This is a genomic window from Thermococcus prieurii (genome assembly GCF_054657655.1).
The window spans coordinates 236,124-261,031 of sequence record NZ_BAAHYH010000002.1 but is presented as its reverse complement, the minus strand read 5'-3'; the positions used below and the strand labels follow the sequence as shown (position 1 = coordinate 261,031).

Annotated in this window: 21 protein-coding genes; 13 read left to right on the top strand and 8 right to left on the bottom strand. The window is 51.2% G+C overall.

The genetic code is table 11. From position 1 onward, the window contains the following. Window positions 1-19: 19 nt before the first annotated feature. Window positions 20-1,213, bottom strand: coding sequence for a redox-regulated ATPase YchF (locus ACYQ04_RS04625; RefSeq protein WP_460129868.1), 1,194 nt, complete (start codon window positions 1,211-1,213; stop codon window positions 20-22). Window positions 1,214-1,296: 83 nt separating this feature from the next. On the opposite strand from ACYQ04_RS04625, the gene ACYQ04_RS04620 reads away from it, so the two are divergent. Further along, the gene (locus ACYQ04_RS04620) at window positions 1,297-2,130 is read left to right on the top strand and encodes an MBL fold metallo-hydrolase (RefSeq protein ID WP_460127709.1); all 834 of its coding nucleotides are present in this window, start codon (window positions 1,297-1,299) and stop codon (window positions 2,128-2,130) included. Here ACYQ04_RS04620 and cuyB read toward each other — a convergent pair. After that, entirely contained in the window at window positions 2,117-2,824 is a 708-nt protein-coding gene (gene cuyB / locus ACYQ04_RS04615) for a cysteate racemase (protein ID WP_460127706.1), read from the bottom strand. The two genes, ACYQ04_RS04620 and cuyB, sit on opposite strands and share 14 nt — an antisense overlap. A gap of 95 nt (window positions 2,825-2,919) precedes the next feature. Here cuyB and ACYQ04_RS04610 point away from each other — a divergent pair, with 95 nt between their 5' ends. Then, a complete protein-coding gene (locus ACYQ04_RS04610) occupies window positions 2,920-4,584 on the top strand; it encodes an oleate hydratase (RefSeq protein WP_460127704.1) in 1,665 nt (554 codons plus the stop codon). 9 nt (window positions 4,585-4,593) lie between these two features. On the opposite strand, the gene ACYQ04_RS04605 is transcribed toward ACYQ04_RS04610, so the two are convergent. From ACYQ04_RS04605 to ACYQ04_RS04595, 3 genes are all read right to left on the bottom strand, one after another. Then, window positions 4,594-4,938 carry a cupin domain-containing protein gene (locus ACYQ04_RS04605; protein ID WP_460127702.1) on the bottom strand — a complete coding sequence of 115 codons (345 nt, stop codon included), beginning with the start codon at window positions 4,936-4,938 and terminating at the stop codon, window positions 4,594-4,596. 90 nt (window positions 4,939-5,028) lie between these two features. Beyond that, on the bottom strand, window positions 5,029-5,946 hold the full coding sequence (locus ACYQ04_RS04600; RefSeq protein ID WP_460127700.1) for a hypothetical protein: 918 nt from the start codon (window positions 5,944-5,946) through the stop codon (window positions 5,029-5,031). A 125-nt stretch (window positions 5,947-6,071) separates the two neighbouring features. Next, window positions 6,072-6,842 carry a hypothetical protein gene (locus ACYQ04_RS04595; protein ID WP_460127698.1) on the bottom strand — a complete coding sequence of 257 codons (771 nt, stop codon included), beginning with the start codon at window positions 6,840-6,842 and terminating at the stop codon, window positions 6,072-6,074. A gap of 248 nt (window positions 6,843-7,090) precedes the next feature. Here ACYQ04_RS04595 and ACYQ04_RS04590 point away from each other — a divergent pair, with 248 nt between their 5' ends. Then, window positions 7,091-8,458 carry a metallopeptidase TldD-related protein gene (locus ACYQ04_RS04590; RefSeq protein ID WP_460129866.1) on the top strand — a complete coding sequence of 456 codons (1,368 nt, stop codon included), beginning with the start codon at window positions 7,091-7,093 and terminating at the stop codon, window positions 8,456-8,458. Window positions 8,459-8,468: 10 nt separating this feature from the next. Then, complete coding sequence (locus tag ACYQ04_RS04585; RefSeq protein ID WP_460129864.1) at window positions 8,469-9,794, top strand: TldD/PmbA family protein; 1,326 nt, start codon at window positions 8,469-8,471, stop codon at window positions 9,792-9,794. Window positions 9,795-9,894: 100 nt separating this feature from the next. Here ACYQ04_RS04585 and trm5b read toward each other — a convergent pair whose 3' ends face one another. Then, a complete protein-coding gene (gene trm5b, locus ACYQ04_RS04580) occupies window positions 9,895-10,890 on the bottom strand; it encodes a tRNA (guanine(37)-N1)-methyltransferase Trm5b (protein WP_460127696.1) in 996 nt (331 codons plus the stop codon). Window positions 10,891-12,051: 1,161 nt separating this feature from the next. Between trm5b and ACYQ04_RS04575 the strand changes: the two genes are divergently transcribed. The 6 genes from ACYQ04_RS04575 (at window position 12,052) to ACYQ04_RS04550 (ending at window position 20,247) form a co-directional block, all read left to right on the top strand. Then, complete coding sequence (locus ACYQ04_RS04575; RefSeq protein WP_460127694.1) at window positions 12,052-13,155, top strand: integrase; 1,104 nt, start codon at window positions 12,052-12,054, stop codon at window positions 13,153-13,155. Between the two features lie 159 nt (window positions 13,156-13,314). Further along, window positions 13,315-13,890 (top strand): hypothetical protein, encoded by a 576-nt coding sequence (locus tag ACYQ04_RS04570; protein WP_460127693.1) that lies wholly within the window; start codon window positions 13,315-13,317, stop codon window positions 13,888-13,890. Further along, window positions 13,883-17,620 (top strand): hypothetical protein, encoded by a 3,738-nt coding sequence (locus ACYQ04_RS04565; RefSeq protein ID WP_460127691.1) that lies wholly within the window; start codon window positions 13,883-13,885, stop codon window positions 17,618-17,620. The genes ACYQ04_RS04570 and ACYQ04_RS04565 overlap by 8 nt, the downstream gene beginning before the upstream one ends. Window positions 17,621-18,306: 686 nt before the next feature. Further along, on the top strand, window positions 18,307-18,900 hold the full coding sequence (locus ACYQ04_RS04560) for a hypothetical protein (RefSeq protein WP_460127689.1): 594 nt from the start codon (window positions 18,307-18,309) through the stop codon (window positions 18,898-18,900). 113 nt (window positions 18,901-19,013) lie between these two features. Beyond that, window positions 19,014-19,598 (top strand): hypothetical protein, encoded by a 585-nt coding sequence (locus ACYQ04_RS04555; protein WP_460127687.1) that lies wholly within the window; start codon window positions 19,014-19,016, stop codon window positions 19,596-19,598. Between the two features lie 94 nt (window positions 19,599-19,692). Continuing rightward, the gene (locus ACYQ04_RS04550; protein ID WP_145955385.1) at window positions 19,693-20,247 is read left to right on the top strand and encodes a hypothetical protein; all 555 of its coding nucleotides are present in this window, start codon (window positions 19,693-19,695) and stop codon (window positions 20,245-20,247) included. A 70-nt stretch (window positions 20,248-20,317) separates the two neighbouring features. Here ACYQ04_RS04550 and ACYQ04_RS04545 read toward each other — a convergent pair whose 3' ends face one another. After that, window positions 20,318-20,803, bottom strand: coding sequence for a hypothetical protein (locus tag ACYQ04_RS04545; RefSeq protein WP_460127685.1), 486 nt, complete (start codon window positions 20,801-20,803; stop codon window positions 20,318-20,320). A gap of 333 nt (window positions 20,804-21,136) precedes the next feature. On the opposite strand from ACYQ04_RS04545, the gene ACYQ04_RS04540 reads away from it, so the two are divergent. Both ACYQ04_RS04540 and ACYQ04_RS04535 read left to right on the top strand, forming a co-directional pair. Then, window positions 21,137-21,859, top strand: a complete 723-nt coding sequence (locus tag ACYQ04_RS04540; protein ID WP_460127683.1) for a hypothetical protein — start codon at window positions 21,137-21,139, stop codon at window positions 21,857-21,859. A 109-nt stretch (window positions 21,860-21,968) separates the two neighbouring features. After that, the gene (locus tag ACYQ04_RS04535; RefSeq protein ID WP_460127681.1) at window positions 21,969-23,096 is read left to right on the top strand and encodes a hypothetical protein; all 1,128 of its coding nucleotides are present in this window, start codon (window positions 21,969-21,971) and stop codon (window positions 23,094-23,096) included. A gap of 46 nt (window positions 23,097-23,142) precedes the next feature. Here ACYQ04_RS04535 and ACYQ04_RS04530 read toward each other — a convergent pair whose 3' ends face one another. Continuing rightward, complete coding sequence (locus tag ACYQ04_RS04530; RefSeq protein WP_460127679.1) at window positions 23,143-23,856, bottom strand: hypothetical protein; 714 nt, start codon at window positions 23,854-23,856, stop codon at window positions 23,143-23,145. Window positions 23,857-23,980: 124 nt separating this feature from the next. On the opposite strand from ACYQ04_RS04530, the gene ACYQ04_RS04525 reads away from it, so the two are divergent. Next, the gene (locus ACYQ04_RS04525; RefSeq protein WP_460127677.1) at window positions 23,981-24,859 is read left to right on the top strand and encodes a hypothetical protein; all 879 of its coding nucleotides are present in this window, start codon (window positions 23,981-23,983) and stop codon (window positions 24,857-24,859) included. The last annotated feature ends 49 nt before the right edge of the window (window positions 24,860-24,908 follow it).

The window sequence follows — 24,908 nt, the reverse complement described above, 5'->3', positions numbered from 1 at the left end:
GTCAGCTAAGGCCCGTTCCTCACTTGGCCGTCGCAACTATCTTGATTATGTCGTTGAACCCAAGCTCGTAGTCCTCTCCAACGCGCCTCTTCGTTCTGGCGTTCACTGCGTAGAGGAAAGTCCTTCCGAGGTCGGTGTGAACCTTGTACGCCAAATCCCTCGGCGTCGAACCCTTCGGGAGCAGGTAGACGTGGGGCAAGACGTTGCCGAACTGATCGGTGAGCTTGTTCTCGTCCTGAACCGGGTAAACCGGGATGAGGTTGAGGAGCTCAAAGACCGCTCTGTTTATGACCTCCTGAACGCCGGTCGAGCCGAACCTCTTAAGGACCTTCTCCCTGATAAGCTCCAGGGCCTTCTCCTGCTTGGGATTCATCTTCTTGACGATTTTGAAGTCGCTCGAGCCCGGGATGTACTCGATGAAGCCCGCCTTTGCCGCCTTCCTGAGGGTCAGCTCCGCGGCGGCCGAGGTGGGGACGACGATGTAACCCCTCTTCTTTCCCTCCTCGATGAGCCTCCTGATTTGCTCGTCTGTGGCGGCATCTGCCTTGTTGGCGGCTATTATTATTGGCTTGTTGATTTTTCTCAGCTCGCGGACGAATGCGAGCAAGTCCTCGTCGCTCCACTTTGTAGGGTCGCCCGGAAGGCCCACCTTGTGAATCGCTTCCCAGACGTCCTCCTCGGTTACTCCAATCCCGGAAAGGTGGTCGGCTATTGCCTGCTCTAATTTCATGTGCTGGAGTTTAATCCTCTTCGCGAACTTCTCCCAGCCCTTCTTGAGGATTCCGTAAATCCAGTAGTCTATCTCCCTCTCGAGGAACTCGATGTCCTCAACCGGGTCGTGGTAATCCGTCGGCTGGCCCTCTGCGTCGGTCTTTCCGGTGGCATCTATAACATGAATCAGCGCCGAGGCCATCCTCAGGTCGTCGAGAAACTTGTTGCCCAGACCGCGTCCCTCGTGCGCCCCTGGCACGAGACCGGCGACGTCAATCATCTTTATCGGAATCAGGGCCTTCCCCTCGCGGTACTCGTAGTTCTGAGGGTTCGGCTTACAGCCGAGCTCTTTGCAGGGGTGCTCCGCTATGGCATAGCTCACGCCGACGTTGGCATCGATGGTAGTGAAAGGGTAGTTCGCTATATCAACGTCAACGAGCGTCGCCGCCGAGAAGAAAGTTGACTTTCCGACGTTTGGCTTTCCCACAACGCCTATCTCCATTCCTCCCACCGGCCTAAATTGGGGGGAGGGTTTTAAGGGGTTTCGGCCGAAAGGCATAAACGCTCCAGTGCCCATTATACCCGGTGGTTCCCTTGAGGGTTTACGTTCTGGTCGAGGACTACTCGGGCTATGAGAGCCCGTTCCTTGCACAGCACGGCGTCAGCTTCCTCATCGAGGGCGATGGGAGGAGAATTCTCTTCGATGCCGGTCAGAGCGCCGAGCCAGTGCTCCACAACATGAAGCTCCTTGGGATAGGGCCGGCCTCAATAGACCACGTCTTCCTGAGCCACTGCCACTACGACCACACCGGCGGGCTCTTGGGGATTTTACAGGCCATCGGAAGGCGCGTTCCGGTTGTAGCGCACCCCTCGATTTTCAGAAGGCACTTTATCACGAAGCCATACCTCCGCGAGGTCGGTGTTCCCTTCAGGCGGGAGGAGGTTGAAAAGCTGGCAGACCTCTACCTCACCGCCGACCCGCTCCTGATAACGGAGAACGTCCTCTCAACCGGCGAAATAACCGCGAGGGAGGACTTTGAAAGGGCCGAGCTTGAGGTTTACACCATCGAGAACGGAAAGATCGTGAGGGACGAACTGAGGGACGACATGAGCCTCGTCGCTAAAACTCCAGAAGGACTCGTTGTTATAAGCGGTTGCAGTCACGCGGGAATCGTGAGCATAGTGAAGCACGCGATACGGCTGACGGGGGAGGAGCACGTTAAGGCAGTCATCGGGGGCTTTCACCTGATTGAGGCGAGTGAGGAAAGAATAAGGAGAACCATCGAGGAATTCCAGAGGCTCGGCGTTGAGGAGGTCTACACCGGGCACTGCACCGGTCTGAAGGCGGAGACCACTTTCCTTGAGGCCTACGGCGAGCGCTTCCACAAGCTCCACTCGGGGATGGTCATCGAACTCTGAGCTCCTCAAGGCCGAGGGCAAGCTTTACTGATTTCTCGGCTATGACGTCCATCGGGTCAATCAGGGGAACGCTCAGGTCGTCCGGCTTGAGAGCGACGCTGACCTCGGTACAGCCGGCTATTATTCCATCAACCCTCTTTTCGAGCTTCTTCGCGACCCGCAGGAGGAGTTCCCGCCCGTAGGCAACGTTTCCGGCCTTAACCCCCCGGTATATCCCCTCCATTACGAGCTCCTGCCCGGTCCTGTCCGGCGTCGCGATGGCTATTCCCCTCCTAAGGAGTGCGCGGTGGTAGACAAGGCCCTTTATCGTCCCGTCAGTTGCGAGAAGGCCCACCTTCTTGAGGCCCATCTCCTTCACGCGTTCCGCAGTTTCCTCGACCATGTTGACGAGCGGAATCCGTATGGCCTTCTGGATGTCCTCGGCGAAGAAGTGAGCCGTGTTGCAGGGCATTATTATGAAGTCCGCCCCCCAGCTCTCGAGCTTTCTGGCGCTATTTATGAGCTCGGGCCTCGGGTCCTCGCCCCTGCCGAGGATGTATGCGGTTCTGTCAGGGATTTTCGGGTTGTTGTAGATGATGATGCGTGGGTGCTCCTGGTCCTTTTTAGCCGGGGTTTTCTCAACTATCCTCCGGAAGAGCTCGGCAGTTGCCAGCGGGCCCATCCCGCCGAGGATTCCGATGATTCTCTCAGCCATCAAACCACCGTTACACGTTTTTGGGAAACATTTTTAAACTTCGCTACTATGTCTAAATCAAACATGTCTCTACAAGACATGTCTGGGTGAGGAATATGCTGAACTACAAGAGGACGACCCCGAAGAAGGTTCCGGACATCGAGGAGAGGAAGGCCTACATGGTCGGAGGGGGAATAGCCTCCCTCGCGGCGGCGGTTTTCCTCATAAGGGACGCCAGAATGCCAGGAAAGAACATATACATCATAGAGAAGACCCCCGTAAACGGGGGCTGTCTGGACGGCTCTGGAGACCCTGAGAACGGCTACCTCCTCCGCGGTGGCAGGATGTTTGAGGAGCACTACGAAGCGACCTGGGATTTGCTTGGAAGCATTCCCTCCCTCGACGACCCTGAAAAGACAATCCTCGACGAGGTTGTCGAGTTCAACAAGGAATACGTTGGCTCCTCCAAGTGCAGGCTCGTCGGGACTCCGGGCAAAAAGGTTGACTTCTCCAAGTACGGACTAACCCTCAGGCACCTCAACGAGATGAACGAGCTCCTCATAACACCCGAGGACCAGCTCGGCGGAATAACAATCGAGCAATGGTTCTCCAAGGACTTCTTCGAAACCAACTTCTGGTACTTCTGGGCGACGATGTTCGCTTTCCAGCCCTGGCACAGCGTTGCCGAGATGAGACGCTACATGCTCCGCTTCATGCACCTCGTTCCGGGAATGAACAGAATCGAGGGCGTCCTCAGAACACCTTACAACCAGTACGATTCAATAATCCTCCCGATTCAGAAGTGGCTCCAGGAAAGGGGAGTCAACTTCATCATGGGCACCAAGGTAGTTGACGTTGAAATCGAAGAAATCGACGGCAGGAAATACGTCACCAAGCTCTACACGAAGGGCCAGCACGAGGGGGTTATAGAGGTCAGCCCGAAGGACCTTGTCTTCATAACCCTCGGCTCGATGGTGGACAACTCCACCTACGGCGACTTCGAGCATCCCCCGGTTCTCAACAGGGGCGAAGGCGACAGCTGGAGGCTCTGGCGGAACCTCGTCAAGAAGGACCCGTCCCTTGGAAACCCAGATGCGTTCGCCTCGGACATTGACAAGACCAAGTGGGAGTCCTTCACGATAACTTTCAAGGGAGAGGAGTTCATCAAGATGCTCGAGGAGTTCACCGGCAACAAAACCGGAACAGGCGGTCTCGTGACCTTCAAGGACTCCTCCTGGCTCATGTCGATAGTGGCCTTCAGGCAACCCCACTTCAGGAACCAGCCGGATGATGTAACCGTAATCTGGGGCTACGGCCTCTTCGTGGACAGGGAGGGCGACTACATCAAGAAGCCGATGAGCCAGTGCACGGGGAAGGAGATATTCCTTGAGCTCCTCTACCACCTCGGCTGGCTCGATAAGAAGGACGAGCTCCTCGAGACCGTCATAAACGTCAGGACTGCGATGATGCCCTACATAACCGCCCACTTCATGCCGAGGAAGCCCGGCGACAGACCTCCAGTGGTGCCCGAGAACTACGGAAACCTCGCCCTCATGGGCCAGTACGTTGAGGTCCCTGGCGAGTGCGTCTTCACCGTCGAGTACTCCGTCAAGTCGGCGATGATTGGCGTTTACAGCCTCCTTGACCTCGGCAGGGAGGCGCCGGAAGCCTACAAGCCCTACAGGAGGATAGACTACCTCCTCAAGGCGGCGGAAACCCTCGTTGACGACGACAAAAAGGAGATGCTGAAGAGGAGCCTGAACCTCTTCCTCTTCGGCTGACCCTTCTTTTTACTCTTCCAACCATACCGAGTCGTCGCCTTTGTAGTTGAGCTTCACAACGAAGAGCCTGAAGGGTTCATCCTTTTCGTTGATTACCCAGTGAACGGTCTTCGGCTTGACGAGGAAGATGTCGCCCGGCCTCGCGAGGTACTCGGTCTCGCCGATGCCCAGCCGAGCTTCACCGCTCATTATGTAGAACAGCTCGTACTGGTGGAGGTGGTAGTGCCTCTTAACAGTCTGCCCCGGCTTTACCTCGACTATCTGAGCGTACGAGCCTTCGGGCAGTTCGCCCTCGAAGAGCGGGAGCTTTCTGTAGGTGCCCCTGTCTATGAGGTTTTTGATTTCGGCTTTCATGGGCAGAAATAGGATGTGGAAAATAAAAACGTGGCGGAAATAACTGCTCCCAAGCACGCTTCAAGTTTTCTTTTTAGGCCATCAGAAAGTTCAAGGTTGCACAACAACGTCATCAACGACCTCGATTTCCGAACTCCAAACGCCACCTCTGCCTTTGGCCTCAATCAAAACACTTGACAGGAACGGTCCTGTCAGAAAGGTCTCAGCTTTTCCGCGAAATATGAGCCACACCGCTGGACTGCAACCTTTTGCGGATAAGTTCAGGGTTATCTCCCTGCTTGAGTTCCCCGAGAAGTCGCTCTCATAGTAGGTCCCATCACTATACAGGCCAGAGAAGTCAAGGGGGCGCTGGGCGTATACCAAATCTCCCGGGGCGGAGAGCTCGGCGCAGTAGTTGTCGGGCGGCTCCGGGCCCATTGAGCTCGGTTTCTTCAGTGCGCTCAGTGGCTGGATGCCTTTTTGGAGACCACTAAGCATCGAGGACAGGTAACTTTCGAGCTCCAGCCAGTAGGTCTCGTTTCTACCGAGCCTCCTTGGCACGAGAACCGACAGCGACCAGTTGCCGTAATCCCAGGGAACCGAGATTTTAAGGGTATAACTGCCGTTCTCTCCCCCGAGAGTGGCATCGGGTAGTGTGAGCTCGTTAGCACCCAGACCGCTGACCTCTATCCTCTGCGGGAGACCCGTTTCCCTGAACACTGTCCTTATGGACAGAACTGTACATTCACCTTTTCTCAGGTATCCCCTGTACCTTATCGTCCCGTTTTCATAGCTGAAGTCGGAGATTGTGGTGTTGGCCATACGAAACTTCCCCACTTCCTTGGGGATATCACCGAGAAATCCCGGCGGATACGCGCCAGGTGGAAGAAGGACATAGGTAGCGGCTCTGTCATCTATCCATTTCTGGGGTGTTATGTTGACAGCCACGTTTTCATCGGCCAGTGAGCACAGGAGAATGTGGATGGTGTACCCCGTGTTGTCGAGCACTTCAAGGGATTTTGAATACACTTTGCCCGCGAACTTTACCTCAGTCCCTTTCATTGGCTGTGGTGTGTTATAGATTCTCTGACCTGTGAGTGCTATAAGAAGTGCGAAAAAGAGAAGAATCGCCAATGAGTATTTTTTCCAGGATCTCATCCTGAGTCAAGCCTCCAATTCTTGTCCCCATCAAGCTCGAATGAGGCCTTTCCCTCAATGTATTTTTCCCACCAGTTTGGTTGGATAGACTCCATCGCCTCGTACGCAGTTTTTCCTTTATCAAGCATTTCCCAGAACTTCTTTCCCTTCTGTTTGATTACACTAAGTGAAATTGGCTTGTCAGTCCCAATGTAGACTTGATACTGTGCTCCGTGTCTGAGCTTAAATGAGTCACAGCCCAAGACAAAGATTAATGCACTACTGAAGTCTGCATGAACATATGAATATAAATCCCACATCCCCCTTGATGATACTCCATAGTTGCCCGAAGGAGTTTCTAGGAGTATGAAGCCAGAAACCTCGTTATCATGGTTTAATTCGGCAGTGTGTCCATAGTAGTACCACACCTTAATCTTAGCGTTACGAGCAGCGTTATAGTACTCTGCCATGCATCTACTTATGTTTGAGAGGCAATTCTGATCGTGTCCTCTTGACCACGCATTCCAAACAAAAACAGGATATCCATGCCGGGAAAGTATTTGTGTAACGTAGGACGTGTGGTCATAATCGACAGACGGGTCCGGGATGAATGTTATCACGGCAAGTACATCACCGCCTCCACTGCCACCAGGCGTTACTGCACTGATTGAAGGATGAGTATTGCCCCTTCCGGAGTTCAGCCAGGGTAGAATATCCGTCGGTTTAATCTGGGTTGCGTTTTCCATGGCAACTCTGGTAGCACTTACAAGGATGCAGGCTCCAATCAACAGCGACACCACAAACATGACCAACAATGCATGCCTCCGCATCGACCCCCCCAACGGGTTCTTGCGTTAAATTTTATTCACTCATCATATATAACACTTTCGTTCGGAAAAAAATTAGCAATAAATATTGTCATACATTTGTTTTATAACCACGTAATATTTTCCTTTCGACTCCCATCGAAAGGCTCAAAAGACTTTTATAGTTGTTCATCCCACAGGTATTTGGACAAACGTCAACGGTGATGGCCATGGAGGCACTTGAAAGGGCCCTTAAGTGGGCTGAAGAAAACCTGAAGGCTGAGTATATCGAGCTGCGCTACGAGGACCTCAAGAAGACCACGCTCGGCCTCAAGGATGGAGTCTTCACGAGCTTTACAGGGAAACTCCACAGGGGCGTTGCCATAAGGGTTCTGGCGGACGGTGCCTGGGGCTTCGCCTCGACGAGCGAGCTTGAGAACCTTGAGAAGAAGATTGAAGAGGCATACAAGCTCGCCAGAGCGGCCGCTCAGACGAAGAAGGAGAAAATTCAGCTGGCCGAGATAAAGCCTGTCGAGGACTTCGTAAAGAGCAAGATGAAGGTCAAGCCGAGGGAAGTGGACATCGAGGAGAAGGTTTCCCATCTCAGGGAGCTTGAGAAGCTTCTCAAAGAGGACAAGGCAGTTAAGAGCGTTCAGATTCGCTACGAGGACGGCGGGGGGAAGAAAATCCTCCTCACCAACGAGGGAACGAGGATAGAGTGGGACTACAACTACCTCTACCAGGGAACATACGTCACCGGTAAGGCCGATGGAAAGCTCGCGATGGCTAGGGACAGCATCGGAGCCGTTGACTATGGCTGGGAGCTCATGACCGAGATCGAGCCAAACGAGAAGGTCACCGAGAGGGTCCTGAGAAAAATGCACAGCCAGCTCAAGGGCGTTGCCCCGAAGCGCGGTGAATGGCCCATCGTTGCCGGCCCGATAGTCGTCGGAATCATCGCCCACGAAGCCCTCGGTCACCTCGCCGAGGCGGACCTCACGATAAACTCGCCCTTCAAGGACCTTATAGGCAAGCAGATTGCACCGGAATACGTCACGATGAGCGAACGCTACGTCGAGGGCGGCTTTGGAAACGACAAGTACGACGACGAAGGGGTTCCGGTTAAGGACATTCACATCATCGAGAACGGAATCCTGAAGGAGATAATGCTCAACCGCGAGTACGCGGCGAAGTGGGGCATGGAGCCGAACGGCCACGCGAGGGCCGAGAGCTACCGCTACCCGCCGATAATCAGAATGCGCAACACAGTCTTCGAGCCGGGCGACCACTCCTTCGAGGAGCTCATCGAGGACATCAAGTTCGGCTACTACGTGGTTGACTTCCGCGGTGGACAGGCTCAGCTCAACAGCGCCTTCCAGGTCGGAATCCAGGAGGGCTACGTCATCAGGAACGGCGAGATAGCCGAGCCGATAAGGGACACCTCGATTACCGGCGTCGCGATAGAGGCCCTCAAGAAGATAAGCGCCGTCGGCAAGGACTTCGGCCTCGAGGTCGGCTTCTGCGGAAAGGGACAGACCGCCTTCGTCAGCTCCGGTGGCCCGCACATGAGGTTTGACGGGGGAATTCTCATCGGGTGAGGTGGTGACGATGGAGAACCTCATACGCTACGCCGAGAAGTTTTTCGACGAGGTTGAGATTGCCGTTTACCGCTCGAGGGAGGTTAGCGCCAACGTTGAGCTCAACGAGATTTCGATGGCCTCGACGAGGAGCGGGGCGGTAACGATAATCCGCGGTATAAAGGACAAGCGCCTCGGCCTGGCCATAGTGGACAGCGACGAGGAGAAGCGCGTTAAGGAAGCGATAGAGCAGGCCGCGAAGATGGCGAGGCTCAACAGCAGGGACGAGAAGTGGGTCTCCCTGCCAGAGCCGGGGAAATACAAGGAGAAGCCCAAGCCCAACTACGAGCTGAAAGAAGCTTCTCCCGATGCCCTCGTCGAGATGATGGTCAAAGCAATAAAGCTCGCCCGTGAGAAAGAGCCGAATGCCGTCGTCGCCGGCGGACAAGGAGGCGTCAGTTGGGAGGAGAGGCAGGTTGTGAACTCCCACGGAATAGATGTCTTCCAGGAGGGCGGCGCGGCGTTCTTCTTCGTCGAGCTGGTCGGCAGGAAAGAGGGAGTCGTGACGCCGGGCATCTTCGACTTCGACGCGAAGAGGAATTTGAACCTAGACGTTGAAGGAGTCGTCGAGAGGGCCGTCCAGAAGGTCAAGTGGGCCTACAGCGTCAAGCCGAGCAGGAACGAGGAGGTTCCGATAATCCTCGGTCCTTGGGCAATCGCCGGTCTCTTCAGCTACGCTCTCCTTCCGGCCTTCAGCGGTGAGAGGCTCGTTAAAGAAACCACGCCTTTAGCTGGGAAGGTGGGCGAGAAGATTGCAAGCGACGTGATAACGCTCTACGACGACCCGTTCCACGAGCTGTCGCTCGAACCGGTGATAGCGGACGGCGAGGGCGTTCCGACGAGGAAGAACGTCCTCATTGAGAGCGGAACCTTCAGGGGCTTCGTCTGGGACAACTACTGGGCGAAGGTTTACGGAACCGAGAGCACCGGAAACGGGAAGAGGGATTTAAGAAGCGGCGGAATCAACATTGGCTTCCACAACGTTGTGATTGAGAGGGGCAAGCGCTCCCTTGAGGACATGATAGCCGAAATCGAGAGGGGCTACTTCGTGGACGGCTTCCAGGGCGCACACTCCAGCAACCCGGACAACGGAAACTTTGCCGTAACTGCCAACCCCGCCTTCCTCATCGAGAACGGCGAGGTCGTCGGCTCGAGCGTCTTCCTCATCGCCGGAAACGTCTACGAGCTCCTCAGGCAGGCGAGCGAGGTAAGCAGGGAGCAGACGGTAATGCCCTTCATGAACATCATAACGACGCCGTTCATAAAGTTCGAGAACGTGAAGATAGCGGGGAAGTAAACCGGCCCTTCTGTCATTTTCAATCTTTCCGTTTTTCTAACCTTAAGGGTGTTTTATCGGAAAACATTCGCTTTTAAAATCCCGTTCTCCGCGCAGAACATCACTTCCGAACCCTGAAGTCAATCGCGATGTTGAACTGCCTCGGAGCGTAGGGGCGGACTTTCCTCTGCTCAAGGAACTCGACCGAGAAGCCCAGCTCCCACGCAGCGGCTTTAATCCTCGCCTCGTGCTCCGAGTACAGGTCCTCCTCCGGGCCGAAGCCGTAGTAGTGAACAACGCCCCCGCTCCTAACGCTCAGCATCGCCTCCCTCAGAAAGCGGTCCGCGAACTTGGGCAGGTTCATTATAACGCGGTCGGCCCTGAGCTTTCCGGCAACTTTCCTGACGTCCCCGAGGATTGGAACGACGTTGTAAGCTTTGTTCAGCCCGATGTTCTCTTCAAGGTAGCGAATCGCCCAGGGGTTTAAGTCACAGGCAAAGACGAGCCTCGCCTTCCTCGCGAGGATGATTGAATACGGTCCAACCCCGGCGAACATGTCGAAGACAACCTCGCCCGGCTTTGCCTTCCTGAAAATCCTCATTCTCTCCGTGGCGAGGCGGGGTGAGAAGTAGACTTTAGCAACGTCGAGCTTGAGCCTTATCCCGTTCTCGCGGTGGAGGGTTTCAGTTCTCTTCTCCCCTGCGAGGTGAATTAACTCCCTAATGCGGTATTCGCCTTCAACCTTACTCCCCTTGGCGAAGACGGCCCTTATGTGTCTGTGGACCCTGAGGATTGCCTCACCGATGGTCCTTCCGTAAGGCATCAGCTCCTCGGGGAGCTCGATTATCGCGATGTCGCCGATTATGTCGAAGGAACTTGGGAGGAGGGGTTTAACACTATCCGGGACGTCAACTACCTCGCGGTAGCTGTGGGGCCTCCTCTCGAGCCTCTCGAACTCGGCCTCGACCAGCTCGAAGCCCTCAACCTCTCTCGTGACCGGAAAGAGTACGAACTCACCCTCCCGCCTGACGGCGTATCCTTTCGCCAGAACGCCGAGCTCGATGAGCTTCCTCCGCACTTTCTCGGCCTCTCTCTTGGGAACTTTGACAGCGAGCATCGGAGGATGTTAGTGGTGAGGTTTTTAAAAATGCCTGTCACTGAGGGTTTAAAGCTTTTCAAAAAGGAACTCCTTCTGCAGGACTATCGTCCCTCGCGTCGAGCTTTGCTCAACATCGTGCAAGCGAACAAGCTTTACAACAGCCTTTGAGAAAGGCTGGCGAAAAGAACGTCATTCTTGCCAAAGAGCAAGAAGTCAGTCGTACATTCTCGAATTGGGAAATTCAACGCGAGTTTAACATTAAAGGGGCTCAGTGAAATAGCTTCAACTTATTTTTGGCGTCCTTCGGACGCCGTTTTCAGAGTGAAACTCTCGCCAAGCAAGCTTTTGGGAAAAGCTTGACCAAAAGAGCCAAACCCTCTGAAGAGGCAACAAAAGAGCCGCATGCCTCCCCAAGCGATTCACTTGTTTTGGGTTTACTCTCATGACTGCTTGGGGGAGGTGTTTAAACTTGTAACGCGCCCAAAGGGCGCTAATGGAAAAAAACACGCTCGAGAACGGCGAGTTTGAGAGCAAACCCACCCGAAAATAAACCCTTCTAAAACGCATGCTTCACTTTAATGAAACTTTTCACCAGAAAAGTTTCCCCACCAGCGCTGAAACTTTTGGAAAAAGCTCCACCAAAAGCTTGTGATTCTTCTTTAAGGCATCCTTATCAAGGGATTTCAAAGTCAAACCCGCCGTTGAAAGTTTGAATTCACACTCTAAGGACTCCTTCACACGGGTTCTACTAAAACCGCGCTCCAAAGGAGCGCTTTTCTGGAGAAACCCCTTCCAAATGGCTCCTTTGAAGGAAATTCCTTGAGAGCACTATTATTTAAAAATGCAAACTTCTTAGAGTTGTGTTTTTGAAAAGAATCACGAGCCTTGGTCAAACTTCGCGTAGGCGAGCAAGCTTTAAGAAAGCTTGACCAAAGAGTGCCATTCTCCTCCAAAGAAGCAAAAACCAGTCGTGCACTAACTAAGTGCAACTTTAAATCATGGGTTTAACCTTCTTGACAAACATTTTCAAGCAGTTTCACATTTTTATCGGCGCCCAAAGGGCGCCTTTGGAGAGTGAAACACTCACTAAAGAATAAGTGAATAGAAAAACCCGCTCTAAAATCTTCAATCCCCAAAAAGACACATCATTTTCCGCCAGCGCTTGCGAAGCAAGGGCTGATGGCGGGCCCGGCGGGATTCGAACCCGCGACCTCCGGCTTAGAAGAGGTAAATAATTTTTTTGAAGAAGTTACCGAAGATTTCAGAGAGAGAAGAGTATCATCAGGGGCGGAACCGCAAGTAGAACCCCTGCCCTACGGGCTCGAATACTCACGGGAGAGTGGTTCACGGAGGAATTACAGTAGGGGTGGATGGTATGATTTCCCTGCTTGGCGGGACGAGTTCTACCAGTATTTAACTCAGGAGAAGGGCATCTCAAGGAAAACGGCCAGGGAATATCTTAGACGCCTCGATAAGTTCTTCTGGGAGCATAAAGGGTTGAGAACTCTGGAAACCCTGAGAAGGGCCCTCAAGAAAGAAAACTACCCGCAAAACCTCTCGAAAGGCCTGAGAAACTACTTCCACTTCCTGTTGAGTAGAGGGGTTTTGAACAGGATTGAGCACGATGAACTCGTGGCAGTGTGCAAACTCAAGAAAGGTGGCGTGGACTGGAAACTCCTCGATGACGAGGGCGTTAGAGCGTGGAAGAAAGCAGTTGATGACTTCGCTCCAAGATACAGAATACCCTTCAACCTCATACTATACGGGGGATTGCGGCTGACGGAAGCCGTAAAAATTTACACAGAATTCGACCCTGAAAAACTCCACTGTGAGAAAAACTACTGCTTTTACGAACTCGGCTGGAGAAGGGGGCAGAAGAGGAGTTATTACGCTTTTATGCCCCGCTCCTTAGGAGAAGAACTCCTCAAACACGATGGCGAGAAAGTCAGCGAGCACACCGTAAGGAAACACTACCACAGGCACGGAATTTACCCCAAATACCTGAGAAAGTGGTTCGTGTCCAAAGCCAGCGAGGCGGGAGTTCCGAGCGACGCCATCCGCTTCATCATAGGCCACTCCATATCAAAAGACACCCTCAGCCTCCACTACCTCGACCTCCTCGGGCAAGCAAAACGGAATTACCCAAAAATCCTCAAAACCATAGAAAACGCCCTAACAGAAGAGAAAACCCAAACAACCCACACAGAAACAGCAACAACCGAAACGGCCCTACTAAACTCCTTCATCAGCGGGGAACTGGCCCAAATCCCCGCCAATCTTTAACCTCCACCATCTCCCCAATTTTAGGTTTTATAAAGTTTTCAGTAGAGGACACGCCTTCTTTCGGGATTTTAGGTTTTATAAAGTTTTCACGGGGGAAATAAGGGGCAAGTAGGGGTGTTCAACTGGTAGCCTTTAAAAAAGCACAACGGGGCAAACTTTATGGTGAAGGTGATGAAAAACGGGACCCTCACACAGACGAGTATCGAAACGGGAGCAAACGCGGCAGTGATGAACGCACAGGCTGGTGCTGTTCTGGACAATTTTGTCCAGAATTGGGACAGGAGGCTTAAGCAATTTTCAACTTCCGTATATACGGAAGTGCCTATGCTGGTGTCGCTCGGAAAAGAAGTTTGTTCGAAACAAAGAGAGGACTTCCCCTACTACAACAGCGACCCCACAAAGAGAAACGGAGACATCTTTATATGGAAAAGGGAACTCACCGAAAAAGAGAAAGAGAAGCTAAGGGAGTGGTGCGACGAGGAAAAATTCGCAGTTCTCCTCGTCGGAAAAACCCAGCTCCCAATAAGAGTGAAAGTAAAAGAGAACCAGTGGGCTTTTAGAGTCAGGATTCCCGCCTCAGTGAGCAGACTGTTCTTTATGGGCAAGCACTCAGCCCAAGTAAAAGTCTTCGAGAACGGCCTCCTCATCAAACTGCCCAAGAACATCCTGAACCCCCAATTCTTCGACCTCAAAAACGGAGAAGAATTACTGAAAGGAGGGAGCAACGATGAGTGAAGCCCCCACCACAACACAAACCACCAACCAGTCCCCAGTTAGAACAGAGAAAAAACCCCTTAAAAAGACTGCCCTCACCATCCAAGTCGAGAAGATACTCGACTACCTGAACCAATTCTACTTCGAGTGGCAAGGCTACCCCAAGGACAACCCCGATTACCTCGTCCGCATATGCAAGAACAAAAAAGACCGCTGGGAAGAAAAACACTTTTCTCTCTCCCAAATCGCAAGAGGGGATGAGAAGCTGAAAAACTTCATAACGGACGCCATATGGAACAAAAAGAGCCTGCATAACAGCATCAGGGCTTACAGCAAAAAAGCGAGCTTGAAAAAGTGCGGTGGAAAAGCCTGTTTTAAGGCGTTCAAAGCCATCCAAAAAGGGAGCAGTAGGGTTCTCCTGCTGGATATTGACAAGGAAGGGCACGAGCCGTTCACCATCGAGGAGTTCAAGAGGGAGTTCGGGGAGCTCTTAAAGGAGATGAAGGATGCGGGCATCAAGTTCGTATATTACAACAGCGGGCGTGGCGTTCACATCCGCATACTGCTTGATGAGCCACTGGGTGAGAACGAATACGGCAAAGTGATAGTCACACTGGCCCAGTATCATCGGGAGATACTCAAGGAGGGGAGGCCTACTCTAACCATAGACACACAGGTTAGCGACTTGGCGAGAGTATTCAGGACTGTCGGCTCTTACAACCACAAGAACCCGGTAGCACTTGTGGGCTCCGATATGAGGGGCATCGAAGGGGTCACTGAGAAGAAGAAACTCCTCCAGTTTGTCAAAGAAAAAGAGGGGCTCCTCCAGAGAGTGAACGAAGCTGAGAAAACTCCGGATGAGAAGTTCGATATATACAGTGATGATTTTAGCACCGTCGCTTTTGAAATTGCGGCGATATGGAAACCCTATTACAGAGAAGGGACAAGACAAAACCTTGCACTGCTACTGGCTGGCATCCTGAAAAAATACACGGTATTAGAGGACAAACAGGTGGAGGAACTCTTCAAGAAAATTATCGAGAACTTGGACGATGACGAAAAGGCCGTCAGGTTAGGTGGCCTGCAAAACACCCTGAAAAAAGACAACCCAGCAACGATAACCCTCTTCTTCCTGAAGGGAGAGAACGGGGAAATTATTGACAGGAGTGGACGGTTAGAGCAATTCTGCAGTGTAAACAACCTTAGCAAAGAACGGGGGGCAAAGACCCTCGAAGAGCTCATAGAAAAAACAAGGGAAATTTTGAAAGAAAAAGGATTAGCAGTCAAAGCGAGGGGACTCATAGGCAGAAAACAATTTCAAAGAAAAATAACCCGGAAAGGAGTAGTGGTGGGTTTCCTCGAAATTTACACAGATAAGGTGAAACAGTCCATAGCAAGATACAACGATGAAGAGGGCAGATGGGAATTAATAGGCGAAGATGCAATTTTTGACGGAAGCTTTAGGCTAAGAAAGATTGAAGTATTAAGAAGAGAAGACAAAAACATACCAACAAGATACTATACAATAGACTTCATCAGCAAAAGCGGGGAAAAAGAAACTTTTGAAAGAGTAACACTCCCTGAGATAGCGAAGTATTTTAGCACGACAGAATATGCAGTTATGCAGTCTACAAACGAACTCAAGAAAATATTCCAAGGGATTACCGCCATCCTAAAGGACATATATAACATACAAGAAGAAAGCCTTTCCGAAAGCTTTGAATTCGAAATTATAAAAGAAGATGATTACTGGCTCGTCACGCAAAAAAGCGGCGCGATTCTAAATGACCTCGTGACAATTGATGAAAACGCAGGAGAAGTCAAAAATATGACAAAGCTCCTAACCGCTATGAACTGCATAAAAGACGATAAACTATTATTCTTACTCGCAGGCACGAGTTTCTCAGCACCCTTAAACGAACTCATAGAATATAAGCCGATAATATGGATATATGGGCCACCAAGAGTTGGGAAAACAAGCTCAGCAAGAATTTTTACAGAAAAAGCCTGGGGAATAGAAACCCCCGATGCAGTGAACATCACGGGAAGTACCTTTAGACTGGACTACAACCTAAAAGTCGGCTCCATCCCACTTCTCGTCGATGACCTCTCAGAACTTTCATACGGAAAACTCGTAGACTCCCTCAAGTCCTATGTCACAAAAAATACAACAAACATAAAAGGAAACGCCGACCAAACAGTGAAAAAATACAAGCGGACTGCAAGCCTGATATTCCTCTCAAACTACAAAATAAAAACCAAAAGGGATGACGAGGCCTTTTTGGATAGGGTACTCCAGTATGAAGTCCAAGAACAAGTATTTGACGAAAACTGCCCCAGAGGGTTAGTAAGCTCCCTCCCAAGAGGGATTTTTCCCAAAAGTTATTTCTTCGGCCTCATCTTCTACAAACACCCGAAAAAGTTATTCTACGAAAAAACAGGCGAAATAGGAGAAAAAGTTGGGAGTATCCTACCAAGCGTCACTGGAAGGAGAGCAGAATTCTGGGCGAAACTACTTGTGGGGCTTATTGGCTTCAGGAACTTCCTGCAAAAAGCACTCGAAGAGTTCCAGAACTTAGACCCAAAAGAAAACAAAGAACTGAACTTTGAGGACTTACCCGAACTGGAAAAAGCCACCGCAAACCTTGAAAAACGCCTCAGCAAACTTATCGAAAAAGCTCCCGAGTTAATAAAAGAACTTGAAAGCACCAAAGACGACGACGCTGTGCTCACAATATACGCAAAAGACATACTAAGAGCCATAGTCAAAGACCCCGACCTACACATAAGCAGGACGAAAAAAGGAAAAGAATACTTCTATGTGACGAGGGTAGAACTCGAAGAAGGGAGAAAAAGAGACAGACAAAAAATACGGAGCCTCTTCGAAAGAATAAATAGCCTCAACCAACTCAAAAAAGCCCTCGAAGCCCTCGACTCAGGCTTCGTTGAGATTGACAGATACAAATTCAACGGCAAAAAAATAACAGCCCTCCAGATAGACGCCGAAGTCGCAAGAAACCTGATAGAAGAAGATGAGTGGGGAGGAAGAAGCATAGAAAAAGAGCCCACAGACACCGACATAGGCTACGCCCTAACCGATGCCCTTGACGCCTTCTCAGAACAAAACAATAAGAAAATAGTGAGCCCCTTCATACTCTACAACCACCTAAACGAAAAGCTAAGACACTTCGGCCCCAAGTGGTCCACCTGGACAGAAGAAGATATGATACCCCTCCTGGAACAGTTAGCGAAAGAAAAAGCCATAGAGAAAGTGCTGGGGCTTGATGGGACGCCGACTTATCTTGTTGCCGATAAGAAGAAATTCCTTGAGAAGTTTCCAGAACTCCTCAAAAAAGAGGCCGAAAACAAACTCAAACTAACGGAAACCCCCGAAACGGAAAACACGAACGAACCGATGCCCCCCGACGACCTGCTTAAAAGAGTCATCACCAGCGTCCTCGGAGCCACCACCGAAACCGACGAAGAAGGCCACAAACGCCTCAAAATAGATGACGCCGTAAGAGCCTACAACACAATTATGCCCAGAGAAGGCTACCCCAACTGGGGCCACTGGACAAGAGGAGACTTCCTCGATGTCGTTTACTACCTCAGAAAAGACGGCCTCGTCAAGAAAACAAAACGGGGCAGTATGACCTACTACTACATCATCGGGGACGAAGAGAAAACCATCGAACGCTTCATCGAAGCCCTAAAGATGATTTACCAAGAACGCTGGGGAGACGATTGGTAAGCTTTTTTTCTTCTCCCTCCTTCTCCATAAGCGGGACAAAAATATGAGATACACTGTGCCTTTCATATTTCTGGGGACACTGGGGGCAGTATGGGGACACTGCCAATATTTCTTTAACTGTCCCATCCAAACGATAGCCTGGTGAACTCCCACCCAAAAATTTTCCAAGGGGACACTGGGACAGTGGTTTTTTCGAGCTCGCATATTGTGGTAGGATTGCGCAAAGGGGACACTGGGAGACAGTATGGGGACACTTGTCGAAAAATTTTTAGTGTCCCCCGAATTTTGAGGCTGTGTGCTCTCTCGCTTAAGAATTCTTCAAGGGGACAGTGGGACAGTGGGTTTTTGGGATACCCCCCAATATTTTGATTCTCTTTGTCAAGTCCATCTTCAGGGGACCTTCTAAAAAAAACAAGTTCAAAAAACTGCAAGTCCACTGTCCCCTCTACCCCTTGAATTTGAAAGCTATATTGCATACAGACCCAGAATCTGGAGGGGGCACTGGGGGACAGTGGACATACAATTGTATAGTATGTATGAATTCTTGCCCTATATAGCCTCCAGCCTAAGAATTCTTCAAGGGGACACTGGGGACAGTAGAAGGGGTAAACGGGGGTGTCCCTTTTCCATCACCCCACACGCGGGGAAGCTTAAGGCTTTTCCCCCCATATTAGTGGTGAAAGCCTGTGGAAGTAGGCGATATTCTAAAAATTATAGCGGCCATCGCCATCATCGGCCTGATACTGCAATACGGTTACAAGACGATGAACAAGGGCAACAGTCAGACTAACACGGTCGTCAGCACGGCTCAAAACACGATTAACAGCCTGGCCAGTAAGGCTGAGGTTCAGGCGAAGCTCACCGACCCGAAGATTTCAATAAGCTATATCGTCTATAAGGACACCACTAACACTGGTAAGTATGACCCTGAGAGTGGGACTGGTGACCAGATTTTGACTTCGGGCTCTGGTTGGGATGGTCTTCAGACGGCTTCACAAAACTATAACTTGGTCTTCTTTGGTAAGGTCAGTGCGTTCCCGTCAAGTGGTGGGAGTATTGTTCCTGCGACGACTCTTCCGTTCTCAGGTTCAGCGTTCTATCAGCAGTTGAAGAGCGATTATGCTTCGGCTGGTGCGTTCCCGCTGACGGAATACTTTTTGCTTGTGGACCCGAGTGAGATGAGTTTGATTTCTTCAGGCTCAGGCTCTTCGTCTTCTTCAGGTTCGGGCGGCTACTATGCCATAGTTACGGTTAGCGTCCAGCAGGGATGGCTCGGGTGATTTTCGTTTTCCCTCTTCTTGTGGTATTTTGGTGCACTTTCTGGATGGAAAGTTTGAAAAGTTCGGAAAACCAAGGGTCGTCTTGGTGGTTTCTCGTGGTGAAGCTTGATGAGGTGCTCAAGGACCGGGATGTTGATAAGGCCCTTGTCGAGGGCTGGATTAGGACGGATGGGACTGGGAGTTGGGGGCACTTTTCAAGGATAATTCGCCAGCACTTCGGGCTTGATGATGAGGACGAGGAAGTTCGCTCGAAGGGTCGGGATGAGCTCCTTGGTATGGCGCACACTCTTGCCCTTGAGATTCTGGGTTATGAGCCTCTTCCGGCCTTGGTGGCTCTGCCTCAGGTTGCTTGGTCGGCCCTTTTCTGGGCCAAGGTTGATGAGTTGAACGGTCTCTTGTCCCAGGCTGATGTCATAGCGTCTCGCTGGGATTTTGGGCAGTTCAGGGATGATGACGAGTTGTTCGTTATGAATATCCTGAACGGGCTTGTGATTCTGAGTGATGATATTGCCCAAATTCGGAGGGAGTTGCTGGATTTGGGTGTTGATGAGCCCATCAGGATTACGAACCCTCTGCTCGTGGCCCTCTTCATAGAGGCGGGTATTGAGAGTGGCGTGTTCAGTGAGGATTTGGTGTGCGATTTGCCCGAGATGGATGATGGTGGCGAGTCGGTCGAGCCTTCACAGGAGGGTGAGTGATTATGAAGCTCACAGGTTGCTTCAATTCTTCCGAGGTCCTTCACTTCGAGTTTTGCACCACAGGCGTTAAAACTTCCTCACAGTTGTTTGGGTGGTGGTGTCTTTGAAGCGTAGGGCAGGTTTCAAGGGAGCCATCAAAAAGCTGTTGGAGGTCTTGGGCGTCATCTTTATCCTCATAGTGGCCCTCGGAGCGTATGCCGTGTATGAGGAAAGCAAGACGCCTTCTGGGAAGGTGTATACTCAGAAGGAAGTGTTCCAGAACTGGGCGAACGCTCGGGTTAAGTTTGCACTTGAGAACGAGATAGTGCTGAACTATACTGTTTACAAGGATACGGCGGAGCCCGGTCGGTTCAACCCTCAGCTTGACCGTGCTGTGTCCGTTGGGCAGGGTTGGGAGTTCCTCAACGACACCGCTCATCGTTTCGGCCTTCTCCAGTTTGGTTATGTTCCTAACCTTGCTCCTGGGTCGAAATACAAGCCATCCGCTTTGAAGAAGTTCACTGCTAAGAACTTTTATGATGAGCTTGTGAGTTTGGTGAAGGTGCAGGGCCTGCCGTTGAACGCCACTTTTGTCCTCGAGCCCTTTGGGGGAGAGGGTGGCTACTACGCTGTGGTTTCGGTTCACTTGGAGCGTGGGTGGGGCGGTTGAGCCCCTCTCCCCTGCTTTGCTTTCCTGTTTTCTAAGTGGCTTTTTTGAAAAAGCAGAGAAAAAGAATTCTTCAGGACTTTGCGGGGCTTAGTTGGACTTTCCAGCCCAGTATCCCAACATCGGGGGTGGGAGAAACGGTTATCCCGTGCCCAGGAGCTTCGTTCACGAATTCTCTTGCCCTTCTTTGTAGGGCTTCGCCCATCTCCGTGTGCCCGAGGGCTTTGAGCACTTCGATGACTTTGACTTCTCCTCTCTCTGTGATGAGCGCCCTCACTTTCTCCCAGAGGTCGTCGTTAGCCGAGTTGATGCTCGACTCCAGTTTTTCGAGTTTCTCCTTCAGTTCGGCAAGCTCTTTCTTGAGTGCCTTATTTTCCGCTTTTAGTGCCATATTCTCAGAAAGGAGTTCTGCTTTTTCTCTTTTTTCAAGGAACAATTGTGAGAGAAAATCACCCAGCCCTATGGAGTGAGGTTTTGCCCTTATCATCTCATCGTAGATGTCCGACTCGAGAACGAGGCTTATCAATCGGGGATTGTTATACTTCCTCGGTCTTCCCACACTTTCACCGAAGTTAATTATATAAATAAATAACTTAACCCTCCGAGAATCAGGTTGAGCTACTCGTCTCTCTCCTCGTTCTTGTTTATCTGGTATCTGTTCTGTTTGTTCTGCAGGGATTTTTTATTTATTTATATAAAAAACTCTGCAAGATAGAGAACAGACTGACTTCCTTCCTGTCCTGGTGTGTGGGTTTCGAGAGGAAGTCAAGTGTTCCCGGGGAGAAAGAGAATAAGAGAAGAATTGGGAACTTCTCAAGTGAAGACTGCTCTCTTCCCCGCTGGTGTGGTGAGGCTTAAGGCTTTTTGCCTCTCTTTATTCTTGGGGTGTGGTATGATTGATGTCCTCTCGTTCCTGCTCGCCTTCCTCGGGGGGTTTGTTCCGGCCTACACTATCAACCATCCTGTTCCCGTCATAATTCCTCCTTCGACTGTCCTCTCGCTGACTTCGACTCACCAACTTGCTGGTGGCAGTGCAGGGGCAGGGAGTTCTGGGAGTTTTTTCACTGTGTTGGTGGTCCCCGATTCTGGGTCCTCTTTCCACTATGTTGAGGTTATTTATGGGGCCGATAAGCCAGCGAGTATAAGTGCGAACTTGTCGAATTTGAGCACGATTTGTGCGTATATTCGTTTCCCAAAACTGCCTTCGGGATATAAGGACGAATACCCAAGTATCAAGCTTTGGGGGCGGGGTGTGACTTTTATCACTCGGCTGAAGGAGAGGGTGCTGACGGTGACTCCCAGGGGGCCTGCGTTTGTTTACAGGGATGTGCTCGTTCACGCTTCTCAGATTATCTTTTACAATACTTCGGAGATTCGCCTTTATCCGCCTTCGGCTTTCAGTTGGGATATTGTCCCCACTAAGAAGAAGGGAGCGGCTTGGAGGCTCATCAGTTTCTATGCTGGTAATATGACCCTTTATGTTTTTGCGAGTGGTGTTGGGCCTGTTTTGTATACTGGACAGCTCAATTTCAGCAAGAGTTCCGAGGTTCAGTGGATACAACTGTGGGATAAGGCGAACAATTTCCTCTTCCGTTATCGAGAGCCAGCCTCTTGATGATGAGGGCAATTCGTCAGGGCCTTCGGATAATTCTACTAACTCAACGGGCAATAACAACGGCACAGGCCCATCGAATTCTTCTAACTCGACTAACTCGTCGGTGAGCGTGGAGCCCGATGACCCGAGTTATGTTCTCAAGCAGGCCGTTCAGGAGGTGGAGCGGGATTCCCACAGTTATGATGACGCCAGTTCGTTCTCGAATATTTACAGCACTGGGCCGTTCCACTATAAGTTTCCGAGGCTGTGGTTTTACCATCATACTGAAAAGTGGTCTGTTTCTGATGGAGTGACCGTCAAGCATCGGAGTATCAAGGAAGCGTATTTGCCGATTGTCCCGCTCTCGCAGGTTGCGGAGTATTTGAACCTCACGGTGCCCGATTACTGGAAGAATAATTTGACTATGATGGATTTGGCCGTTTTGGCCAATAAGAGCTTGACCTATATTGAAGACCTTGTGGTGAACCTCACCGTGCGGAAGTATGAGGCTTTGATGGGGAGTTCGACCAATTTGAGGGCCGAGGGCTTGAGTTATATTGACGGGCACTGGCTTGTTAAGGTGAGTGGCTCCGAGTCGGTGATGGTAACGCTCACGGTTTCAGAGGGAAAGACTATTGTCGGCACCCTTCACCCGATTGCTCGGTGGACTGTCGTAAGTGCCTTTCCCGCATCCGGTTATATCCTCGTGAACAAGCATACTGGCGAGGCCTATATTCGAGTTTACCCAGAGGGTGACTTGCCCACTTCGCAGTTCGGGGTTATCACTGGCACAGTTGTGTTGTATGGTGGTGAGGCCATCGTGACGACTTGGAAGGATGGGCTCCCAACGGGGGTTTTCACGAAGTATATTTACCGTTACAAGGCCAGCGTGAAGTTTGGGAGCAAGGCCCTCATAAAGGCTCACTTGAAGGACCTTCACCTGACTTCCGTGCTCAACCAATTGGGCTACAAGTTGTATGCCCAGAACGATGATTGGGCCCTCTACCGTTTCGGCCTCTCGAAGAAGGAAGTAAGGGCCCTTCAATATGAGCGGGAAGCGGGGGCTTTTCGTCTTTTCTGGGCTTATTTGGAAGATTCGGGTTTGGTCTGGGTGTTCGACCCGTCGTTGAAGAAATTGTCTGATGATGTGAAAAAACGGGTGTGGGTGAACCCGGCCCGTTTGGTCCTTTCATCAAACGACCTGGTGGATGGTGCAGTCAGCCGTGAGGGCGACTTCTTCGTCTACACTGATACCTGATTTTTTTCACTTTTTTGAAATTGAAAATAGAAAAGAACAGGCCACTTCAGAAGAAGACATCTTTGATGGCATCAACGATGCCCCTGCTGTCTATGAGGAGCTCCTTTGAGATGGTATATTCCTGACCGTCAGCGGTCAGCAACCTAATCTTGAAGCGGAAGTCCATCTTTTCGCCAGTTATCAGGCTCCACTTCTTCTCGGTCGTGACGACGAGGGAGAGGGTGCAGTCGTAGTAGGTGGTTGCGGGGGTTGTATTGGTGGCCTTCGTGGTAAAGGATGCGTTGCAGAGGCCGAGCTTGTTGAGGTAGTTGAAGTTGAAGTCAATCGGGATGTAGTTCATAGCCGTGTTTATGTTGAACTCTTTGACGACATCCTGGGCGGGGATGTTGAGGGTGTCCCCGTGTAGCCCCTCTGCTATTTTGGTCCCCAAGTCGCCTTTGAGGATGGCTATCTTATCGAAGAAGAATTGGCCGTTTGCCGTCTTGTAGAAGCTCATCAGCACTCTGTCCCCGGGCTTTATGTTGTAGACTTCGACCTCAATTGGGATGACGGTTTTCTGGTCTTTGAAGTAGCCGCCGCCTTCGAAGACGGCCTTGTCTCCGGTGTCGGGGTGGAGCAGTTTTATGTTTGGGCTGTGAGTGGTGGCCGGTGTCGTGTGCTGGGAGAGGTTTGAGAGGTAGCCGTTCTTGTAGGCCCAGTATCCTACGGCGAGTAATAGGAGTAAAAACAACAGGTCGCTTGAATTGGCTCGGCGTTTCACGCTTTCACCACTAATACTTGGGCTGAGGCACTTTAACCCTCCCCGCGTGTCTGGTGAGGCTTAAGCAATTTTGTTACTATTTTACCTGGTAAGAGCTGTGGAAGCCCCCCAGTCCCCCAATAGTGTGGTTTCGGAGTTTGTTGAGCAGGCTTTGAATATCATCCTTCACCGTTCCTCGGATTTCTCCTCGCTTTCCCAATCAGAGCTTGATGGACTGGCCGATAGGGTTGAGAAGAGGGCCCGCAAGAGCACGCACAAAGTTCAGGATGGCTATCTTCCGATAAGCCTCGTCGGCAGGTGTGAGGTTATGGCTTACTCCAAGGTGAAGGCGGCCCTTTCAAAGGCCACCCGCTCAGGGAACGGTGAGAGCACAAGATACCTATGGGGAAGGGCCGAGGGATTGAACACAAAGAGCAGGTTCAGGGGCTCGCTCCTTGAAGAGTTCGTTGGTGAGGCCCTTGAAGATTTTGCAGAGTTTTACAGTGAGAAGACTGGCACGAAAGTGGTGTTTCAACATAACAGGCTTCTCGTGGGCACGATACCCGGGTTCAAGGAAGCCCGCTTCAAGGGGTTCGTGAGCGAGGTTGATTTCTCCTTTGAGTTCTACTCCGAGGATGGCCTGACTTTTGAGCTTGGTATTGAGTTGAAGAGGAAGAACAAGTCGCCCGAGTTCGACCAGTTGAGCAAACTCTGGTATCACGACTTTTTCTCGATGAAGTTCTTCGCTCTGAAGTTCGACCGCTTGTGGATGGTGAACGCTCACCCGAGGAATTCGTTCCAGATGGAGTTTTATCTCAGTGGGCCTGAGCGGACGGCCTTCGCTTATGAGCTCGCTGAGATTTTGAAGCGGTGGAACGCTGATGAGCCCTCGCTACGCCCCAACTCGTGGTATTGCAGGTATTGCGATTTTGGCCGTTCAGGGAAGTGTCCTCTGCTGATGAGCAGGCCGTCGTCGGAGTTTTCAGGCGTCAAGTGGCTCGATGCCAAAATTGTCTTCAACTGATGAAGGGGCAAAGTCCCCCTTTTAAAGTGGTTCCCCGCAGGACAGCGGG